Source organism: Dyadobacter sp. 3J3, from assembly GCF_009801115.1.
GTDB lineage: Bacteria > Bacteroidota > Bacteroidia > Cytophagales > Spirosomataceae > Dyadobacter.
Genome location: NZ_VTOL01000008.1, coordinates 135,929 through 156,282, shown reverse-complemented (window position 1 = coordinate 156,282; position 20,354 = coordinate 135,929). Strand labels below are relative to the sequence as shown.

At 40.3% G+C, this 20,354-nt stretch carries 20 protein-coding genes and 1 tRNA gene; 8 read left to right on the top strand and 13 right to left on the bottom strand.

What is annotated here, in order from left to right; all coding sequences use genetic code 11:
* Nucleotides 1-128 precede the first annotated feature (128 nt).
* The 4 genes from FZF08_RS18175 to FZF08_RS18160 all read right to left on the bottom strand — a co-directional run bounded on the left by FZF08_RS18175 (nucleotide 129) and on the right by FZF08_RS18160 (nucleotide 2,336).
* Nucleotides 129-560, bottom strand: coding sequence for a response regulator (locus FZF08_RS18175; RefSeq protein ID WP_159471322.1), 432 nt, complete (start codon nucleotides 558-560; stop codon nucleotides 129-131).
* A gap of 141 nt (nucleotides 561-701) precedes the next feature.
* On the bottom strand, nucleotides 702-1,004 hold the full coding sequence (locus FZF08_RS18170; protein WP_159471320.1) for a Rha family transcriptional regulator: 303 nt from the start codon (nucleotides 1,002-1,004) through the stop codon (nucleotides 702-704).
* A gap of 83 nt (nucleotides 1,005-1,087) precedes the next feature.
* Entirely contained in the window at nucleotides 1,088-1,780 is a 693-nt protein-coding gene (locus tag FZF08_RS18165) for a molybdopterin-dependent oxidoreductase (protein ID WP_159471318.1), read from the bottom strand.
* Between the two features lie 61 nt (nucleotides 1,781-1,841).
* Nucleotides 1,842-2,336 carry a VOC family protein gene (locus FZF08_RS18160; protein WP_159471316.1) on the bottom strand — a complete coding sequence of 165 codons (495 nt, stop codon included), beginning with the start codon at nucleotides 2,334-2,336 and terminating at the stop codon, nucleotides 1,842-1,844.
* Between the two features lie 130 nt (nucleotides 2,337-2,466).
* On the opposite strand from FZF08_RS18160, the gene FZF08_RS18155 reads away from it, so the two are divergent.
* Together FZF08_RS18155 and FZF08_RS18150 are read left to right on the top strand one after the other, a co-directional pair.
* On the top strand, nucleotides 2,467-3,381 hold the full coding sequence (locus FZF08_RS18155) for a sugar phosphate isomerase/epimerase (RefSeq protein WP_159471314.1): 915 nt from the start codon (nucleotides 2,467-2,469) through the stop codon (nucleotides 3,379-3,381).
* Between the two features lie 76 nt (nucleotides 3,382-3,457).
* A complete protein-coding gene (locus FZF08_RS18150) occupies nucleotides 3,458-3,964 on the top strand; it encodes an antitoxin Xre/MbcA/ParS toxin-binding domain-containing protein (protein WP_159471312.1) in 507 nt (168 codons plus the stop codon).
* Nucleotides 3,965-3,991: 27 nt separating this feature from the next.
* Here the strand turns inward: FZF08_RS18150 and map are convergent, their stop codons facing one another.
* On the bottom strand, nucleotides 3,992-4,756 hold the full coding sequence (gene map / locus FZF08_RS18145) for a type I methionyl aminopeptidase (protein ID WP_159471309.1): 765 nt from the start codon (nucleotides 4,754-4,756) through the stop codon (nucleotides 3,992-3,994).
* Between the two features lie 177 nt (nucleotides 4,757-4,933).
* Here map and FZF08_RS18140 point away from each other — a divergent pair, with 177 nt between their 5' ends.
* Nucleotides 4,934-5,425 (top strand): (2Fe-2S)-binding protein, encoded by a 492-nt coding sequence (locus tag FZF08_RS18140; RefSeq protein ID WP_159471297.1) that lies wholly within the window; start codon nucleotides 4,934-4,936, stop codon nucleotides 5,423-5,425.
* Between the two features lie 27 nt (nucleotides 5,426-5,452).
* The gene (locus FZF08_RS18135) at nucleotides 5,453-7,618 is read left to right on the top strand and encodes a molybdopterin cofactor-binding domain-containing protein (RefSeq protein ID WP_159471295.1); all 2,166 of its coding nucleotides are present in this window, start codon (nucleotides 5,453-5,455) and stop codon (nucleotides 7,616-7,618) included.
* A 209-nt stretch (nucleotides 7,619-7,827) separates the two neighbouring features.
* Here FZF08_RS18135 and FZF08_RS18130 read toward each other — a convergent pair whose 3' ends face one another.
* From FZF08_RS18130 to FZF08_RS18110, 5 genes are all read right to left on the bottom strand, one after another.
* Nucleotides 7,828-8,565, bottom strand: coding sequence for a hypothetical protein (locus tag FZF08_RS18130; protein ID WP_159471293.1), 738 nt, complete (start codon nucleotides 8,563-8,565; stop codon nucleotides 7,828-7,830).
* A 139-nt stretch (nucleotides 8,566-8,704) separates the two neighbouring features.
* Nucleotides 8,705-9,340: a hypothetical protein gene (locus FZF08_RS18125; RefSeq protein ID WP_159471291.1), complete on the bottom strand. Its 636-nt coding sequence runs from the start codon at nucleotides 9,338-9,340 to the stop codon at nucleotides 8,705-8,707.
* A 166-nt stretch (nucleotides 9,341-9,506) separates the two neighbouring features.
* Nucleotides 9,507-11,069 (bottom strand): phosphatase PAP2 family protein, encoded by a 1,563-nt coding sequence (locus tag FZF08_RS18120; protein WP_159471289.1) that lies wholly within the window; start codon nucleotides 11,067-11,069, stop codon nucleotides 9,507-9,509.
* Nucleotides 11,070-11,091: 22 nt separating this feature from the next.
* Nucleotides 11,092-12,012: a hypothetical protein gene (locus FZF08_RS18115; protein WP_200837123.1), complete on the bottom strand. Its 921-nt coding sequence runs from the start codon at nucleotides 12,010-12,012 to the stop codon at nucleotides 11,092-11,094.
* 159 nt (nucleotides 12,013-12,171) lie between these two features.
* On the bottom strand, nucleotides 12,172-12,720 hold the full coding sequence (locus tag FZF08_RS18110; RefSeq protein WP_159471288.1) for a hypothetical protein: 549 nt from the start codon (nucleotides 12,718-12,720) through the stop codon (nucleotides 12,172-12,174).
* A gap of 244 nt (nucleotides 12,721-12,964) precedes the next feature.
* On the opposite strand from FZF08_RS18110, the gene FZF08_RS18105 reads away from it, so the two are divergent.
* Nucleotides 12,965-13,486 carry a DinB family protein gene (locus FZF08_RS18105; RefSeq protein ID WP_159471287.1) on the top strand — a complete coding sequence of 174 codons (522 nt, stop codon included), beginning with the start codon at nucleotides 12,965-12,967 and terminating at the stop codon, nucleotides 13,484-13,486.
* 63 nt (nucleotides 13,487-13,549) lie between these two features.
* On the opposite strand, the gene FZF08_RS18100 is transcribed toward FZF08_RS18105, so the two are convergent.
* Both FZF08_RS18100 and FZF08_RS18095 read right to left on the bottom strand, forming a co-directional pair.
* Entirely contained in the window at nucleotides 13,550-15,559 is a 2,010-nt protein-coding gene (locus FZF08_RS18100; RefSeq protein ID WP_159471286.1) for a thioredoxin domain-containing protein, read from the bottom strand.
* Entirely contained in the window at nucleotides 15,559-17,214 is a 1,656-nt protein-coding gene (locus FZF08_RS18095) for a T9SS type A sorting domain-containing protein (RefSeq protein WP_159471285.1), read from the bottom strand. Before FZF08_RS18095 ends, FZF08_RS18100 begins: the two co-directional genes overlap by 1 nt.
* A 158-nt stretch (nucleotides 17,215-17,372) precedes the next feature.
* On the opposite strand from FZF08_RS18095, the gene FZF08_RS18090 reads away from it, so the two are divergent.
* The 3 genes from FZF08_RS18090 to FZF08_RS18080 all read left to right on the top strand — a co-directional run bounded on the left by FZF08_RS18090 (nucleotide 17,373) and on the right by FZF08_RS18080 (nucleotide 19,325).
* A complete protein-coding gene (locus FZF08_RS18090) occupies nucleotides 17,373-17,831 on the top strand; it encodes a hypothetical protein (protein ID WP_159471284.1) in 459 nt (152 codons plus the stop codon).
* 79 nt (nucleotides 17,832-17,910) lie between these two features.
* Nucleotides 17,911-19,227 (top strand): MFS transporter, encoded by a 1,317-nt coding sequence (locus tag FZF08_RS18085; protein WP_159471283.1) that lies wholly within the window; start codon nucleotides 17,911-17,913, stop codon nucleotides 19,225-19,227.
* Between the two features lie 23 nt (nucleotides 19,228-19,250).
* Nucleotides 19,251-19,325 (top strand) — tRNA-Val (locus FZF08_RS18080).
* A gap of 75 nt (nucleotides 19,326-19,400) precedes the next feature.
* Here the strand turns inward: FZF08_RS18080 and FZF08_RS18075 are convergent.
* Complete coding sequence (locus tag FZF08_RS18075; protein WP_159471282.1) at nucleotides 19,401-20,141, bottom strand: Ig-like domain-containing protein; 741 nt, start codon at nucleotides 20,139-20,141, stop codon at nucleotides 19,401-19,403.
* Nucleotides 20,142-20,354: the final 213 nt, after the last annotated feature.

Genomic DNA, 20,354 nt, shown 5'->3' with positions numbered 1-20,354 from the left:
GAAAATAGTTTCCGTTGAGCTTTACCAAATGTAATATTGTTACCGGGAAAGTAAAAATATTTTGAGTCGGGGAGAAGTTAAATACTGTCGGTTCAGAAATTAGTTAAACACCAAAAGTGGGGTATTTATCAATCAGGATAACGATTTGGGGCTATGCAATGTTTCCAGTAGTCAATGATTGTTCCAATCATTTGCTGTAATTGGTCAAAACCAGCTGGTTTTTGAAAAATACCTTGTACCGAAAGAGAATATGCATCTACTACCAATTGTTTTGTAGTACCGGTGGTGAAGAAAAGATAGGGTATACATTTGATACTCAGATCCTCGTTGGTTTTGATGATATGCCTGAGCTCAAAACCATTAAGCCTTGGCATATTGACATCTGAGAGGATCAAAAATGGATTAACTTCTTTTTTGTTCAGAAAACTAAGAGCCGCATCTCCATCATCAAAATAAAAAACTTTATTCGCGTAATTTAGGTTGGCAAATACCATTTCAAGTAATTGCTGGTCGTCGATATCATCCTCAATTACAATTATTGGCCCATCGTCGGTAAGCATAATTACTTATTTTTCCGAAATGTAGATTTTTATCGGGTCAATACAAAATCAGATAAAATTATTGGTCAGGACAAAGGCATCTGAATGTCATAGGCAGAACATATTCAATTGCCGTGTAACTAATATCTGAAGTAATACTTTTTACAGAAAAGATGCCATGCCATCAAATTTTGCAATCACATTATTACGAAATGAAATCGGTGCTACACTTTCAAGGCTCATTACCAAAAGTACAAGACCCTCTCTTGTAATAAGAATTGCAGGGTCTGGCTTTCCCGATGGCCAAAGGCTGGGAGACTGAAAGAAATTAGACTTTTTAAATTCCTTACTACATTCCAATTTCTCAATTGCTCTTAGAATATCATTATGAGATTTTCCGAACTGATCGGCTACTGCCGAAGAGGAGGTTGTAGGTTTCCCATTATTATATGATACGAAATACATGCCCATTTGTGATTTGTTACTATTATTTTACATGACAAATATCATACCATGTCTAAATCACATCAAAATGGCGAATTATTTTCTCAGCTGTAACGGTCGTTTCTCCATGGATAAGCTGTGTTAGAGTATCCTCTGACTTCCCAGAAACCAGGCTTATTTCTATTGAGAAACTCAATCCTGTTAATCCATTTTGCACCTTTCCATGCATATAATTGAGGCGTGATCATGCGTACAGGACCGCCATGGTCTCGTTCAAGTGGTTTGTTATCAGCAGTGTGAACAAGCAATACGTCTTCCTTCAATGCTTCTTCAATAGAAATGTTGGTTGTGTACTTATCATAGCCATAACAAATAATATGAGTAGCTGTGGATTTAGGCATTACCAATGCCGCAATATCAGCTAATTTCACCCCAATCCAGGGAACATCCATTCGCGACCAAGTAGTCACACAGTGAAAATCACTGACATCACTGGTTTGAGGCAGATTCATAAAATCCCGCCAGCTTAGCTCCAATGGGGAATCAACTTCTCCGTTTATAGTTAATTTCCAATCAAGGTGAGCGATATCAGGTTTAAACCCAAGATCCAGTACCGGCCACTTTGTTGTTTTTATTTGTCCAACAGGCAATTTAGGCATACCATGCCTGTTGATTTCGCCTGTTCCCATCGGCTTGTCATCTGCGATTGAAGGGGTTTGCAACATTTTTTCCTCAAACCGAGCCTTCAGTTTCATTCTTGCATCAATGATTTTATCGAGTTTATTTTCTTCGGACATGTTCTTTAATATTGATGTTGGACAAAAATTACAGGTATAATCTGTTGATTATCAATTTTAATTATTTCAATTCATTTAAAAGTCCGCTCAGGTTTAAAACCCTGGTGTACATTTCCAAAGAGCCGTCTTCTGTTTTTGGCCAGAATTCCATGGGCCGGTCCCAATATAATTCCACACCATTATTATCAGGATCGTTGAGATATAAGGCTTCTGAAACGCCATGGTCGCTTGCACCGCTTAACGGATAATGTGCGTTGATCAACCGTTGATAAATTACCGCCAGATCTTTTCGGGTCGGATATACAATAGCTGTGTGAAACAAGCCCACACCCTGCTGACTTGAAGGAGGAAATCCTTTACTATACCAGGTATTCAGACCGATGTGGTGATGGTAACCGCCAGCTGAAATAAATGCAGCCTGATCGCCATAACGTGCTGTAATCTCGAAACCCAATAAGCCGCAATAAAAATCGAGGGATTTTTCCAGATCCGAAACTTTCAGGTGTACGTGCCCGATCCGGGTTTGAGCAGGTACTATATATTCTTCAACAGACATATTAAAGTCAAAAACAATGAGCGATAGGAAAAACAAACTCTAATTTAACAATCAAATTCGAACTTTCACCGGTAAAAAACCGTCTGGTTTTTCTTTGGTAGGAAATCATTTAGATAAAAACACTTTCGTGATGAATCGCAGAGAAGCCCTTACTTCCGTTCTGGCAGTATCAACAGCCACCGTAATACCTGTGGAAACAAAAAAAGAGAAACAAAGTTCTTTTATATACTCGCTTAATATGAGCACTTTGCGTGGTCATAAACTTGGTTTTAAAAAGGAGCTCGAAGTAGCAGCCAAAGCAGGGTATAAATCTGTGGAAATTTGGATCAATACATTGCAGGATTATATCAAAACCGGAGCTACTTTGGCCGAAGCCAAACGGATTATTGATGATCTGGGTTTGAAAGTTGAAGACGCGATCGGTTTTGCAACCTGGATAGTTGACGATCAGACTGCTCGTTCAAAAGCATTAGACCAGTTGAAAATGGAAATGGATCAGCTTGCCCAGATCGGCTGTCCGAGAGTGGCCGCACCGCCCATGGGCGCAACAACGGGTGAAAGTCTGGAATTGCCCAAAATGGCGGAGCGATACAGGAAAATCCTTGAACTTGGAGACCAGACAGGCGTGGTTCCGCATCTTGAACTTTGGGGTTTTTCAAAGAATCTCAGCAGAGTAGGAGAGTTGCTTTATGTGGCCGTAGAATCCAATCACCCATCAGCAAAAGTTTTGATGGACGTGTATCATTTGCACAAAGGAGGTTCGGGAATGGATAGTGTAAAAGATGTAGGCAAGCCTTTGATCGAAATTTTCCACATAAATGACTATCCCGCAACGCCGCCAAGAGAAACAATTGTGGACGCCGACAGAATATATCCGGGTGACGGAACGGCTCCATTGAAAAAATTACTGCAAACACTTAAAAATCCCGAAAAGCCAGTCATTCTTTCTTTTGAGGTTTTTAATAAGGATTATTATGCCCAGGATGCTTTGCTGGTAGCTAAAACCGGTTTGGAAAAGATGAGGAAGGTTACGGAAGGGATTTGATGATAAATGTTAAAGTATTTCAATCGAGTTTAAAAATGGACATTTTATCTGTAAATTTTGGGTAAAATGTCCATTTATGCAAGTAATTAAAAATAGTCGCAAGTCATCAGGGATTGGTGAAGATCTGGCAGTAGTTCTTCGCAGAAAAGCTCCGGCCAATGAAATTACCCGGATGATCCTCGGAGGTAAGCAGTTTATGCTGAACGAACCTGTTTCCGGGTTAGATTTCTTGCTTGCCAGCGATAAGGGTGTAACTAAGTTATCCATTGAAAGTTTGGCAAATGTATTGGAGGTACCCATGAAAGATATGGCTGTATTGCTGAGTCTTTCATATAAAACCTTAACACGTAAGAAGAAAACCGACGTTTTTGGAAATCTTGTATCCTCTTTATCAATAGAGATTGCCAATACCATTGCAAAAGGATTATCCATTTTTGAAGATTCAGAAAAGCTAAATCGTTGGCTGCATAAAGGAAATAAAGCATTAAATCAACAAAAACCCTTTGATTTGTTGAGTACACCAACGGGAATTAAACTGATAAATCAGGTCATGTCCCGCATTGAAGATGGTGTTTATTCCTGATAAGTATTTGGACTTAGAGACTCGGTTCTACTCCCAAATCCCATTAACAGCAGTCAAAATCACCGGCTTCCCGTCCGTAACCAGAATTGTATGCTCATGCTGGGCAACGTATCCGCCTTTATCTCCTGTCAGCGTCCAGCCATCTTTTCCTTTTTGGGCAATGGTTGATGCAGTAGAAATAAAAGTTTCAACTGCAACCACCGTATTTTTTCTAAAACGCTGTTTGTTAGAGTTATCACACCAGTTCAGGATTTCGTGGGGATCTTCATGCAAGCTTCTTCCAACTCCATGTCCGGCCAGGTTTTTAATCACACGATAGCCCGCTTTTCTCGCTTCTATTTCAATTAAATGTCCAATATCCGAAACTTTTACGCCTGATTTGATACGATAAATTGCTTTATGCAGAATATTTTTGGAGGCACTTACAAGCTTTTGGTGATTGTTAGCATCTTCACCCAATATAAAAGAACCACCGTTGTCGGACCAGAATCCGTTAAGCTCCGCCGATACGTCAATATTGATCAGGTCACCTTCTTTCAATATTTTTCCAGCCGAAGGAATTCCGTGCGCTACTTCATGATTTACACAAATGCATGTCCAGCCAGGAAATCCGTAAGTAAGTTTTGGAGCAGATTTGGCTCCTAATGAATTCAGGATTTCTCCACCAAAATCGTCCAGTTCTTTTGCTGTCATGCCTGCCTTGGCATAAGTCCGCATTTCTTTCAAAGTAGTGGCAACCGCCTCACTTATTTTTTGAATTCCTTCTAGTTCTGCTGCTGATGAAATTAACATAACCCTGCTTCCTGACTTTATATTTTAAACCGACTAATGAAAATCCAACAAGAGCTGACGAAATATAGTTTAACGGCCAATTTTTAAAGCCGAGATCAGTCTCTGAATCAAGGTTTTAAGTTTTCATATTTTTTTAATACTTTTAGAAGGGTTTGGACATATAAAATTCCAATGACTATGGCGATATATAATTTAACAGTTAACAGTAAAAAAGTAAAAGTCGACGTGGAAGATGACATGCCCTTGCTTTGGGTTGTCAGAGACGTGGTCGGCTTGAAAGGGACAAAATTTGGGTGTGGAATGGCACTTTGCGGTGCCTGCACGGTACATCTGGATGGCCAGCCTGCACGTTCGTGCCAGACGCCAATTTCAAGTGTCGGGAAAAATGCTAAAATAACGACGATCGAAGGAATTGGTGATGTAAAATTGCACGCCATTCAGCAGGCCTGGATTGAAGAACAGGTTCCACAGTGCGGTTATTGTCAGTCGGGACAGATTATGTCGGCGGTGGCACTTCTTAAAACAAATGCAAATCCAAACGATCAGGATATTGATGCTGCGATGAGCGGAAATTTGTGCAGATGCGGAACGTATGACCGTATCCGTAAAGCGATTCACCGTGCCGCGGAAGCGATTAAGGTAGAAGAAAAGGGAATCGGGAAAAGATAATTTTTCACAAAAAGCGCATTTAAGACATTGGAAAATATACAAACATCACGCCGTGATTTCCTGAAAACCACCGGTTTGACTTCTTTCGGCCTTGCTCTTGGCATTTCTGCCTTTTCAAAAGATGCAGTAGTAAAGAAGCTTAATCCGGCAATTTTAAAACTGGAAATCAATCCGTTTATCATCATTGATACCGCCGGCAACATCACGATTGTAAATCCTCGTCCAGATATGGGCCAGGGTTCGACACAGGCCGTACCGTCTCTTTTGGCGGAGGAACTTGAAGTGCGTCTGGATCAGGTCAAAATTATTCAAAGTGACGGGAAAGATAAATATGGCAGCCAGACTTCTGGTGGCAGTAGTTCTGTACGTTCGCTATGGGAACCTATCCGTAAGGCCGGAGCAGCAGCGAAAGAAATGCTGACAGAATCTGCTGCTAAAAGATGGAATGTCCCTGTAGCTGAATGTTTTGCAAAAGACGGAACTATTGTCCATAAACCTTCCGGTAAAAGCCTGACTTATGGTGAACTGGCAGACGATGCTTCAAAACTTGAAATTCCTAAAAACCCAAAATTAAAAGATCCAAAGGATTTTAAAATTTTGGGCAAATATAATAAGCGACTGGATGTCCCGGAACGCGTAACAGGCAAGGCAGTCTACGGTATTGATGTAGATATTCCGGGAATGGTTTATGCCAGTATTTTACATTCACCCGCGATTCACGGGAAAATTATTTCTATTGATGATACCGAAACTAAAAAAGTAAAAGGTGTCCTTAAAGTTGTAAAAACAGAACGGACCATGCCACACCGGACTTCCGAAGCGGTGGCTGTGATTGGTACCAATTACTGGGCTGCATTAAAAGGAAGAAAAGCATTGCAAGTAAAATGGGATAATGCAGATTATGAAAAAACGCTGAGTACTGAAAAATACTTTGCAGAAACCTATGAAGCGGCCAAAAAGCAAGGAATCAATTATGAAGAAAAAGGCGATTTTGATGCTAAATATAGTTCAGCTGTTAAGAAACTTGAATCACATTATGAAACCCCATTTCTTGCTCATGCACCTATCGAACCTGAAAATGCGGTAGTTCATGTAAAGGATGACGGAACCATAGAAATTTGGGCACCGGTACAAGGTCCGGATTGGGCCTTGCGTGATGTGTGTGCCTACATGAAAGTTGCTCCCGAAAAAGTAAAAATAAATGTGACACTTTTAGGTGGCGCATTTGGCCGGAAAGCTTATCATGATTTTCTTCTGGAAGCGTGTCATTTGTCAAAAGAATTGAAAAAACCGGTCAAGGTTGTCTGGACCCGAGAAGATGATATTTCACAAGGGCCATATCGTCCGGGTATGCTGAGCCATATGCAGGGATTTGTTCAGGATGGGAAAATAGCCGGGTACCATCACCATGCCATTGGTGAATCAATTTTGGGTCAGGTATTTAAAGGGCTAAAACCTGATGAGGCTGATCCCTGGCTGAGTGAAGAAATCAGTACAAGTAATAATAAGTATATTTTTGATGTAGCTTCAAAAATAAGTTATACGCATGTAAAAACGGATATTCCCATCGTTTGGTGGCGATCGGTTTATGCTTCTAATTTTGGCTGGGGGCAGGAATGTTTTATTGATGAGCTTGCACATTTGGCGGAAAAAGATCCGGTTAAGGCACGCTTGGAAATCATAAAAGATGAGCGTTTCAGGAAGGTTTTAGAAACACTGGCAGAAAAAGCAGCCTGGGGTGAGAAACTTGCCGAAGGCCAAGGAAAGGGAATTGCAGTTTTTAAATCGTTTGACAGCATTTCCGCCACTTGTGTTACGGTAACAAAAAAAGGTAACGGAGTTAAAATTGACAAGGTTATCTCTATAATCGATTGCGGCTATTATGTAAATCCGGATAATGTGAAAGCACAAACAGAAGGTAATATCGTAATGGGTATTACTGCGGCTACAAAAGATGGTATTACTTTTACAAATGGTGTTTGTGATCAAAGTAATTTTCATCAATACAATATTATGCGGCTAAATGAAATGCCTGAAATAGAGATACATATAGTGGATAGTGGTTCAAGTCCGGGTGGGGTAGGCGAGCCGGGACTTCCCCCAATAGCTCCTGCGCTGGGCAACGCTATTTTTGCAGCTACGGGAAAGAGAATGCGAAAACTTCCATTTGATATTAATAATCTGAACGGTTGAGTAATTGTACGCTAAACTTTTTCAGAATTATAGTTGGGTAGATTCAGCTAGAGAGAAAAGTTAAAATAGTAAACCCCGAAAATGCCAATCAGGCATATTTCGGGGTTTTTGTTTATCGTTAGAAAACCTGAATGTTATAATGAAATGGCTGGCGCTAATCGAACAATTTGTTTGTTCTCATTTCAATCACATTGGTAGGGAAATGCAGTTCAGTTCGCATTCTCTTCAATGGCAACCATCATCATAGTACGTCCCTTGGCTTCGATGGTTTGTTTCCAGAGTTTTCTATTTGCTTTGTCAATAAAATACTGAGATTTTCCATTGCTGATTTCATCGTTCACATCTACGATCCAAACCTCTCTTATGCCTGATCTTTTGCTACTATAAGTCCCACTTGTGACACCACTTACAGTAGCATTGATCACTCCAATTTTAGCCGAAGGGTTGTAATCGTAAATCGCTATTTTCTGGGTAAATCCCTCTTTTAGGGCGAGCCAACGAACCAATACCGGATACATATTACTATCAAAGTATGACGTTTTCGTTGTATCATTGATTAATGTATTTTTACCCTGCTTTTTATCATTGTAAAATCCCGTTACAATTTTACCAAAGTTGAGAGCCATGTCGCGTTGCGCATTGTAAGATGCATGACGAATGGGTATAAGTGTTTGTTTATCAGCACTTGAAGAGTCAACCCAGGTTCCTTTCATGCCTTTCATATCTACGGAGGTGATGACCAAAACCTGATCTTTATTTTCAATGATCCGGGTTGAAACTTTACCAATCTCAATTTTTGTGGTATCGCGAAAAGCGTACCAGGCCATATCATAAGTTTCAGGTTTTGCCCACTTCTTTTCAAAAGCTTTCGGCGATGGTCTTAGTTGCGCATAGGTTATGTTCAAACAGCATATTGATAGGCAAATAGCAAGGAGCAGATTTCTCATATTTTGTATTAGTAAGTAAAAAATACAAAGTACTAAACCGTCTTATATAGCTAAACCAAGAGTTTAATGAAAGGAGAGAAACAAGGATTAGTGGTAGTCAAGTCAGCCGTAGCGCCCTTTTAGCTAAATTTAAAATCCGCTAAAACCTACCGAATTTCAATGTCATATTGTAAGATACATTGCTTAAATCTCCATCGGTTAAGCCATTTCCCTTCGCTCCGAAAGTTTTCCGATAGGATATGCCCGGACTTATCCGCATCCATTTCAGGAGATTAATTTCTACCTGCGCTCCCGGTTCAATTACGTAGAAGCATTTGGCATCGGTATGGTTGTCATTCCAGTCATCGTCGTGATCCCAGTCGTCCCAATTTTTTCTGTCATATTGTAAAGTGAAACCGGCACCATTCATAAGATTTACTGCAAAATGCACTCGTTTATTTGATGCGAAAATATATTCCGTCATCAGACCGAACTGTCCGTATTGATACGTTATTTTCTTATCCGGGGAATTACTGAAATTAGGTGAAGGAATAAAATTTGATGTTGCCGCTAACTCTGCACCGATCAGGAATTTACTGTTAACAAACCAGCCACCGTAGATTTCCGGCATGTTTGCAAAATCGCCGTTGATGGTGGTAAACTTGTTGGAGATGGCTGCATAGCCACCGGATCTTTTGATTTTGCTGCCGCTAAAAACGGTTTGCACCTGTTGCGAATAGGAATAAGAACTCAGCAAACAGCATAAAAGAGTTAATGTTGATAATATTTTTTTCATGACTTTTCGTTTTAAATCTATAACAACTTAAACCGAAAAGGCCCCTATTTCGAGAAGTGAATAATTTTTTGGATTCGATAAACCAACCTCTTTTTAGTAGAAATTTTAAAAAAAAATCGGAGCAGCCCTTATGACTGCACCGATTTTCTATAAATCCTAATATTTTCTAATTTTCAGCACCATCTGTTAGAGCGCGCTGAACTGCATAATTTCCAACTTTGTGACCCGTTACCAATCCTTGCTCACAGTCAAAACGATAGTGGATGAGACCGTAAATCCGTGAAACGGATGCCTCAACGGCCATGGCGTCGACAGCCTCTTTTTCAGAAGGGAAAATATGTGCCAGTACTTCCGCAGCAGCTCCCGAAAACATCGAATGTCCGGATGTATAAGAAGGGAAGTTAGGCAAACCAACAGACGTTTTTACCTTACTATTCATCTGGTTTGGGCGGGGATAGTAGTAATAATACTTGGCATCCCAGCAGCAAATCCCGGCATCCTGAAGCGCTGTTCCAACCAAAGCAAATGTTCTGGCGGTCCTTACTTCACTGAAATTATTGTCATGCGCCAACGCGGCTGCCTTGCGGTGCCAGTGTCCTGGAGGTGTATAGCTTCCAACACCATCCGACCAGAAATTCGCAATTCTGGCTTGTTCTCTTGTCTGGCTTTTTGCAAGTGTTAATAGTTCTTTCATATTTTCTTCAAATTCAGGGCTACCTATTGCCGGTGGTGCAATAGGGCGAAGCGTAGCGATGGTTGCTGTATTAAAATTCCAGGTAAGAACCCCACCATAAGTGGGAAGCATAGGTGGGCGAGCAGGGAATTCCTGACTTTTCCAAGGTTCGGTAATACCAATTTTCAGAGCATTGGCGATGATATCCGGCACTTTTGCCTGGTTGTTGGCTGCACCCATTCCATCTGTTTTTGCACGGGCCATCACTTTGGCTCCAACAGCATTTCCAAGTGCATTTCCTGCTACGATATCGCTTTCAACATTCATTCCCGCCAGCAAACGGCTGTTTTTGTGTTCAGCTAATTTTGCATCCAGAAAAGGAATCTCCCCTGGAAACATGGCTTTTAAAATCGTGTAAGAAGCAGCAGCAACCACAGCGTCCTCGGAAGGATAAGATGGCAAATCCGAAACCGGAAGAATCGCTTTAATTGAAGCGTCATTTTTTGATGGCGCTTTACGGTTGTATTTAAATTTATAATTCCATGCACTTACCAACGCATCATACTGAGCAACACTTAAATAAGCAAGCGCACGGGCACTATATGGTGGATTGGCAAATGGGAATTTTGGATCAGCCAAAGGATTTGCAGCATCAGGAACAGGGTATTTTCCTTCTGCATTTGCAGCCGGCGGACTGTTATAACGTGCGGCAAGTTCACGGGCAATTTCATTCCAGCGGTAAGCTGCTCCGGCACCCCAATAATTGATCTGGTCGCGCTGCTGAGGAGTAACGGTTGCCATAGTTTCTTTCAATTTTGCAATTTCAGCAATGTATTCTGCTGATGTAGCTGCCTTAGGTTCGTCCACCGGAACATCGCTGGATGTCGCCAGAATATAGGGTTTCCATGTTCCGGCATTCTCATCCAGGGTAGAAGGATTATTGATGGATGCCGTTGGCTCATGGACCGTTTTGCTGCATGAAAAAACGGTAAAAGCTAAAAATAAACCTGTTGCAAAAGATGCAGCGCGGCCACGTGAATTAAATATCTTCTTCATAATATCTTTGTAATGACTGTAATTATTTTTTGCCAGATTTAATATATCTGAACTGATACAAAACTCCGGCAGAATAGGTCATCGCCTGTCCTACATTTTGTCCGCGGGTCACGTAAGCAACCCGGGCATTGAAACCGATGTTTTTAGGCTGAAATTTTCCGTACCATCCCACCGTTGTAGACTTCATATTATTGGTAGGAAAAGGCATTCCGTTACGGCGAATATTATCTCCGTTTACACATTCCAGGCGTTCTGCATAAACTTCTGTCTGAATCGCCTTGTTTGTAAAACCAACACGGGCAGAATAGTCGAAAGCATTAGGTACACTCACACGGTTTGTGTTGTAAAGCGTTTCGCCCATCAGGTAAGAATCGCGGTCGATCGTAATTTTGCTTCTTAAAATATAACTTCCATAAGCAGTCGCGTAAATACCGGTTTTGTGACGATAACGTGCTACAAGTCTTCCGGTAGCTGTTTTGCATTGCAAACCAATAGACAATGGCATAAAATCCGGGACATAATTTGAGCTTGGGATCGATGCACCTACAACTGCATTTAATGACAATCCGGCTTTATTATAAAAACGATATTTCGCCCAGCCCGAAACATCCTGAAGCCCTCTGCTCCATTTCATATTTCCGGCACTTGCCTGAGTCCAGATATAAGGAAGGCCCACAATAACATTCAAATCTTTGGTAACCCCAACGGCCAGCATAGCCATTCCAACCTGGGTTGTTTGCGTTCCAATGTTTAGATTGTCTCTTTTTAAAGTGTTTTCCCAGTATTTATCCCACGAACTATGCGTGTAGGAGAGGGCAAGACAAGCAGTATTTTTTGACATATAAACAGCATCATTCGGCATTTGTGCATATGCGCCGGTGAAACTTATCATAGCCAGAATTAACATCAAAAGATGTTTTTTATTCCGTATAGTTGAATACATATTCTATATATAAAAGTGGTAGCAACCGCTTTCAAAAGCGATGGGTTGATTAAATAAATGTTACCTGGCGTGGAGAAAATTTTTCAAAAAGTCAGGATAACTTCGAAAACCCGGATTGCATAATTACATCAGGTTTTACAAAATTTGAAAGTAAAATGATTAACAGTGCTCGGGTGGAGGTGTCGGAAGTTTTAAAAGAAAGCGGGTATGCTTTACTTCCTTTGACGGATAAATGACCATTTCATCACCCAGACAGAATTTCTGTGGGGGAATTGAAAAATGATAAATATTCTGAACGTATGTTTTGATAAGATTATCCAGCAATTTTAAAGCTTTTCCAGGCGAACCATCAGCCTGATTTCCAGGATCTGCCATGGATTGCATCTGATTTGCCAGCTCGAAAAAACGGTCGCGGGCTGGCTGGTTTGATTTCAATGTGACATACAGAGTGTCATTTGCATGCAGTACGTGCGTAGTATTGTAAAACTTCCCGTCGCTCTTTGTAAGACCTTGGATCTCGTCTTCATTTTCCCAGCTTGATGTGTAAGGCAGGGAAGGAACATATACTTTTAAAAGCTGGTAATCACCTTCGCTGTTAGAAGAAACAGATGATTTATATTGGTTGTCAAAAAGCAATACAGCCGTAGTCAGCCCCAACATATTGTAGAGCAACAAAACAAGTAAGCCTATGGCAACTATTTTTTTCAATTTTCAAGGATTATTCAGTCAAATATAATGATTTATTTATGATTTAAAATAAATGGCTTGAATTAAAGATATGATACTGGTGCGATAAGGCTGTTTTTCGATATATTATTTAGATAAATGAAAAATGATGTATAATATTCTGCACTACAATTGATTTCAGAAATTAATTGGGATAAATATGCATTAGCACTAATCTTTTCTCAAAGATTCTTTATTATTTTGAGACTCAAAATAGCCCATTTCTATGAAAAGATCTGACATTATCCCTATGCCTCCATTTTTTGACCGCTATATTAATCTGGTTGAAGACATTGATATTTTTGATGCTTTTGAAAAATATTCTCCCGACAAAATTTATTCTGAAATAGGTAAACTGACTGATTTACAGGACAAAATATATGCACCAGACAAATGGACTGTGAAGGATATTTTACAGCATGTGATAGATAATGAGCGTATCATGGCTTACCGCGCGCTTCGTTTTTCAAGAAATGATAAAACTGAGCTTTCGGGTTATGAAGAAGCAGAACTTGCTGCCAACACGGTCGCTAGTAAACGTTCAGTGACAGATTTGATGGAGGAGTTTAATTTGCTGCGTCAATCTACTATTTTGCTTTACAAAAACATGAGTGATGAAATGATTATTTGTTTCGGAACGGCCAACAATACTTCAATTTCTCCTTTGGCGCTTGGGTTTGTCATTATCGGTCACCCGGTTCACCATATGAATATAATCCAGGAAAGATATTTTCCGTTGCTAGCGTGATGGAATAACAAAAAAGGCATTTACGTCATCATAAATGCCTTTTTTGTTATAGTAAATTAAAAATCAACCAAGTTGTTCCAGTGCCTCTTCAACGGAATTGACCGGTAGCTGACAGGTTTTATCAAAACAAACATAAATCGCAGTTTTGCCATTAACCTTTGTCCTGTTTTCAAGCAACGGGAGCTGCGATGAAGTTTTTGTTCCGACGACTACTTTGTTTGGAATAAAAAACCGGTCAAAATCTTTTCTGAGCTCATCCGCATCTTCTCCAACAATAGCGATTTCAGCAGTAGGAGAGGCTTTCTGGCAATAAAGTGCGGCCCAGTTTGTGACCCATTGCACATCAGCAAGCAGAATTTTATTCATTTTTGATAACATCTGATCCGACAAATCAAGATAATCCTGACGATCCAAAATTTTCCCCAATACATACAAATTGTGCGCCATCACGGAATTTGAAGCGGGAATTACATTATCAAAAAGTTCTTTTTTACGAGCGATCAAAGCTTCACCTTCTGAATCCGTAAAAAAGAAGTAGCCATCAGTGGAATCGTAAAAATTGGAAATGGTATAATCCGCTAAACGAACCGCTTCCGTCAGCCATGAAGGATCAAAAGTGATTTGGTAAAGCCCCAGATAGGCTTCAATAACGGCAGCATAATCTTCAAGAAAAGCAGTGATGCTGGCTTTCCCATTTTTATAACTGTGCCATAATTTTCCATTTTCGGTCATTTTCTCCAAAATAAACCGTCCTCCCATAACCGCCATATCACGGATGGATTCGTCACCCAAAGCCTGATAGGAAGTTGTCAAACCCTTGATCAAAAGTCCATTCCAGGAAGCCAGTATTTTATCGTCAAGTCCCGGACGTATGCGGCTCACACGTGCTTCTGCCAGTTTTTGGAGTGCACTCTGATATTTTGCATCAAAAGAATCAGAATAAATTCCAGCCGCTTTTGCTGTTTCTGAAACATAATTTGTAAGGTGCAGATGATTATAACCATCCTCCCAATTTCCTGGTGCGCTAATGCTGTACAATTTGGCAAACCATTCAAAATCATCACCCAAAACAGTTTGTAGCTCTGCTTTTTTCCAGATATAAAATCGTCCTTCAATACCTTCACTATCTGCGTCAAGTGCAGAATAAAAACCTCCTTCCGTACTTAGCATTTCACTGCGAAGCCAGGAAATCGTTTTAGTGAGGCGATCGGAATAAAGATTGTTTTGAGTTAAGGAATAAGCCTCTGCGAAAATGCCAAGTAACTGAGCGTTATCATAAAGCATTTTTTCGAAATGTGGAATAAACCATTCATCATCAACCGAATATCTTGCCCAGCCGCCAACAACGTGATCATAAATACCACCCAGCGCAATTCTGTTAAGTGAAAGCTCAACCTGTGCGAGCGCGGCAGAATTTTGGGTTATATCAAAATAACGGAGCAAAAATTTATAAATGGATGGCATCGGGAATTTTGGTGCCCGGTCCATGCCTCCTTTTTTTATGTCAAAATTCAGGCTGAGTTTTTCATACATCTGATCCAGATCATCAATCGTATAACCAGAATCGGAGCTTGTCAGATTATATTTACTGGTTTCCGGCTGAACCATATTTTCAACAAATCCTTGCGCAGAATTTGCCAGTTCGTCATAATGATTTACAAAAGCATTGTTCACACTTTTCAAAAGCTGTACCCAGTTTTGCGGCGGCAAATAGGTGACGCCATAAAATGGTTTGCTGTCCGGAAGTAAAAAAACATTGAGTGGCCAGCCACCGCGTGTACCCATCGCCTGCAAGGCATCCATATACACGGCATCCACATCCGGCCTTTCCTCGCGATCCACTTTTATGCAGACAAAATGCTCGTTCATGACATCGGCAACATTGTCATGCTCAAAACTTTCGCGCTCCATGACATGGCACCAATGACAGGCAGAATAACCAATACTAACCAGAATCGGCTTATTTTCAGCTTTTGCTTTTTGCAGCGCTTCGTCTCCCCAGGCAAACCAGTCAACCGGATTGTTGGCGTGCTGTAATAAATACGGGCTGGTTTCTTTGCTAAGACGGTTCATTATTTTGTGATGATAATTTTCTGGGTAATCGTTTTATCTGGACTTTTGAAACGGGCAATATACAAGCCCATGCCAAGCTGGGGAAGCGTTACACTTTGATCGGTTGAACCTGCAATAGCTTGCAGTTTTCCGGAATAAACAAGTTTCCCCTGATTGTTAAAAAGATCAAAATCGACGTTGACTGTGCCGTTTATACCGGTAAGCCTTACTTTGGAATCCGCCGCCATCGGATTTGGATATAAAAATGCCTCCGTAATATTAGGCTCCGTTGAAGAATTATCCTGGCTCAGATCAAACTTGCAAAGGAAAACTTCTTTGCCTTTCAAACTTATCGTTTTTACCCATTTCTGGTAAGAAAGTGTCACACTCGTTACGTCATTATCACCAGCATATGGATTTTGAGCGGCAATCAGAATATTTCCATTTTTTACAACGCCTCGCCAAACCGGTTTTTTGGAAGTCATCAGATCTCTTGCAGACTCCGGAATAACCAGATCGTAAGAGCCCTCGAACATATCTTTAAACTCAGAAAGGCGGTAAAGTCCATAAATAAAATTCTCATAGGCAGCATAATTTTCCTGTCGGGAATTGGCAATTCCACCATTTTCCCAAAGCCAAAGTCCTTTTGCTCCCGAAAAGAATGGAAAAATGGCCGTTGCCTGAGCCTGAAACGGCAAAATCATCGGGACTGTCGGATCGAAACTGTCATGAATCCGCATCCACACAAATGGAATATTTGGTTTGTTGCTCCATGCATTATTTACTTCAACCTGAAATAAAAGGTAGGTAAGGTAATCTTTGCCAATCGGACTGCTGTATCCATAATAATAGTAAGGGGACGGAGTCAGACTTGTTAGCGAATTGTAAAAAGTACCGCCGATTTTGCCATTATCATCCTGCATCAGATAATGGGTCCGGGCTGTATTTGTCGTCCAGTCCTGCCAGCTGTTACTTTCAATATTAAGCCAGGTTGCACGCACAGGCACATCACTGTAACTCGTAATGGTTGAAGATTTGTCAAAACCTTTACTTTTTAAATAATTTACGGCTTCGGTATACCACCAGCGAATGTCCTTTTTATAGGTAGCGAGAAAATCCGCATCAGAAAGATTAGCATATTTCGCCGGTGTGGCGGCGTTTGTTTTAAGCTTTAAAATGTCACGATCTTCTGTAAGCATGCGCTCCACATCCAAACAAATAATATCTGCTTTCGGGACGCCGCTACCCTGCGAATCCTGAAAACTGTTTGCAAGCAAAGTAAGATATGAAGCCCAACCCTGGCGGTATGCTGTCGTGTCATTTCCCCACGGACTTCTGAGTTCATTGATTCCCCATGGCTGATTTCCTGAATTGGTCGCCACACTATTCCAAAGCAAAGCGCGGTTTGCGGCGGGTAATGTTGCAGGCTCATTTCCTGAAAATAGAGCAAGGTGACTAAATCCGTGTTTCAAGGGCAGCGACTGGGTATCACCAAAGCGCGGCCCATTGTATATTATTTTGAAAGGCAAACTGAATTCAGGGAATTTATTCCATTCGATAGCATTGTTGCCTGTAACCGGATTTAAGATGTAAGATGGAGTACAATCCTGTGCAAAGGTGTGGATTGAGCTGATTGTCAGAAGTGTAATTACTATATGTAAATATCTTGATAACATATTTGTGTGTCGTTCGATAAGAATTGATGAAACAAATTCGTTAATTTTGCAAAACTCCTGGAAAATCTGTTAATTTAACTTTTACAAGATATTCACTCTTAAAGGTTTGAAGTCAGAAACCGGAATTTTAGCCAAACTATTACTTTAAAAACACAAAAATGAATCGATTAATTAATTTTGTTGCTGTATTTGTCATTTTATTTTCACTTGGTTCTTGTGGAAGTAAAGATAATGACGATTCTGTGAAGCCTACGGAAAAGAGTAAAATTCTTGTAAATTATCCATGGCGCATGAGTTCAGTGACGGATTTAAGCGGAAATACTATCGCACCGTCCTTGCTGAATCAGCAGACGAAAGATATTGCTACTTATATGGATATCCAGTTTTTGGCTAACAATGTTACCAAAGCACTTGAACAAAAATCAAGTCAGGTTATCAATGGCGGGACCTGGTATCTGATTGATAATGCAGCCACTCTAGATATTGCGATAACTGGTTTTTCCGGAAAATTTGGTGTTGTTGAATTGACGAATAGCAAACTCAGACTAAAAAGTACGATGCCTGTTGGCGGCGTGGATGCTGAAACAATTATGGTTTTTGAACCGGTAATAAAGTAGTAAGGTTTTTATAAATATTGTAAGAAAAGCGGCAGAGGAATCTGTCGCTTTTCTTAGTTTTACGGGAAATATACCCTTTATGAAAAAGAACGATCCGAAAATAATCAATGCCTGGTGTATGTACGACTGGGCAAATTCTGTACATGCCCTGGTAATCGTTTCCAGTATTTTTCCTGTTTATTTCAGCGCCGCAGCGTTAAATGCCTCAGCAGGAACGGGTTTGATTGATTTTTTTTGTTTTTCGATTAAGAGCACTGTACTTTTTTCTTATACCGTATCAGCTTCTTTTTTATTGACTGCGCTTCTAATTCCACTTTGTACAGCCATTGCGGATTTTACCGGAAACAAGAAAAGATTCATGAAATTCTTCTGTTATCTGGGGTCAATAAGTTGTATGCTGCTGTTTTTCTTTACAAAAGATACACTGAATATTTCAGTATTGATTTTTGCTTTGAGTCTGATCGGATGGAGCGGAAGTATTGTCTTTTACGATTCTTATCTTCCCGAAATAGCCACCGAAGAAAACTACGACCGTGTGAGTGCCAAAGGGTTTTCCATGGGTTATTTTGGAAGTGTTCTACTATTGATTTTCAATTTAAGTATGGTGCTTTTTCCATCATTTTACGGGATTACCGATAAAGCAATGCCTGCCAGAATTTCATTTTTTACAGTGGGTGTCTGGTGGATATTGTTTGCGCAGATTCCTTTTAGATACTTGCCATCGGCTAATAAAGGAAAAAAGCAAGTTGAAAACTGGATTTTTAGCGGGTTTAAAGAATTGGTTAAAGTATACGGCCAGCTTCGGGAGCAGCCTTATCTTGCCAAATTCCTGCTTGCTTTTTTTGTTTATACCATGGGTTTGCGAACGGTTATGTATGTCGCAACTATTTTTGGCTCCAACGAATTGAAATTACCTTCTCAAAGTTTGATCATTACCGTGCTTTTAATCCAGCTTGTTGGTATTATAGGTTCTTATTCCTTTTCGTGGTTGTCTTCAAAAATTGGAAATATTTATGCGCTGATGATCGGTGTAGCGATATGGATTGGGATTTGTGCGGGTGCTTATTACACAACCACTGCCGGGCAATTTTATATCGTAGCTTGTGCGGTAGGCATGGTGATGGGTGGAATTCAGTCACTTTCCAGAGCAACTTATTCAAAATTGATACCGGAAAATACAGTTGATACAGCTTCTTTTTTTAGTTTTTACGACGTCACGGAAAAGATAGCCATCGTTCTGGGGACATTTATTTATGGAACCGTAGAACAAATTACCGGAAGCATGCGCAACAGTATTCTTGCTTTACTTTTGATTTTTGTCGTCGGGCTTATTCTATTATCCAGAATACCTTCCCAAAAGGTATACAGGTATGGGTTGCAGACAAAAGCAAATTAACATATATTTACGAATGTCAAGAAAGGATGTTAGCTCAGTTGGTTCAGAGCGTCGCGTCGACAACGCGAAGGTCAGCGGTTCGAGCCCGCTACGTCCTACATTTATTCCTGTATTATAAACAAAGACCCGTTCGGACGAACGGGTTTTTGTTTATAATACCAGAAAAATCAACCTCAAAGCTTACGCCCAATCTTAAAACGTTTCAATCTATCCGCCACAGAAGCGCTTGTCAACCTTCCATTAGGATCATATGGACTATAAATTGCATAAAGTCCAAGATCAGCATCAACACCGACTAAAACCCCAAATGTTCTGGCATCGTTGATGAAAACAACACTGGAATCCAAAGTTCCATAATCCGGATATCGCTCCGAGTAAAAGGTTAATGCTTCGGTCGCTACGGCTTGTGTGGTGGTCAATAATAAAGCGGAAGAAGTTAATTTTCCATTTTCAAGGACATAACCAGAAGCTGCTATTTTGGCATTTTCTCCTTTAAAAAAGATTGTTCCCGTTGTTTCAGATAATAAGGCCCTTTTTTCTTTTGCTTTAATCTGAGCGATTGTAGCGCCCCAATCCGTTACCGGCTCTGCTGCCAGGGTGCTCATTGGGGAAACCGTAATCTTAGATTGTAATGTTTTTCCATCAGCAATTGCTGTAATGGTCGTTTCTCCAATTTTTCTGGCTGTAAAATTTCCGTCTTTTGAAACCTTGCCAACCAATGTATCACTGGACTTCCAGGTATAGGTTGAGGGCGTTACCGCGGCAGTACCTTTGGTTAGCGCAAACTGATGCGTGGCATTATATTTCAAGTCAAGCGTGGCAGAATCCAAAGTAACATCCGGTTCAGGATCGCTCTTTTTGGAACAGCCTGTTACGATCAAAAATAGCAATGGAAGCAGATATATTTTTTTCATGGCAATCAGTTGGTTAGGGGAATAATGATCAATAATAAGAATTGTTTTTGACGCACACTAACCCTTTGATAAATTAAGCATAATAGAAAAAAAATTATAAGTTTTAATCAGATATTTTTTTCTCGCTTTTTGTAATTAAATAAGAAAATATAAAGTACGGTGCTAATCTTCCAATGCGTTAAAATCTGATTAAATGATCTCTTTTTTGAATTA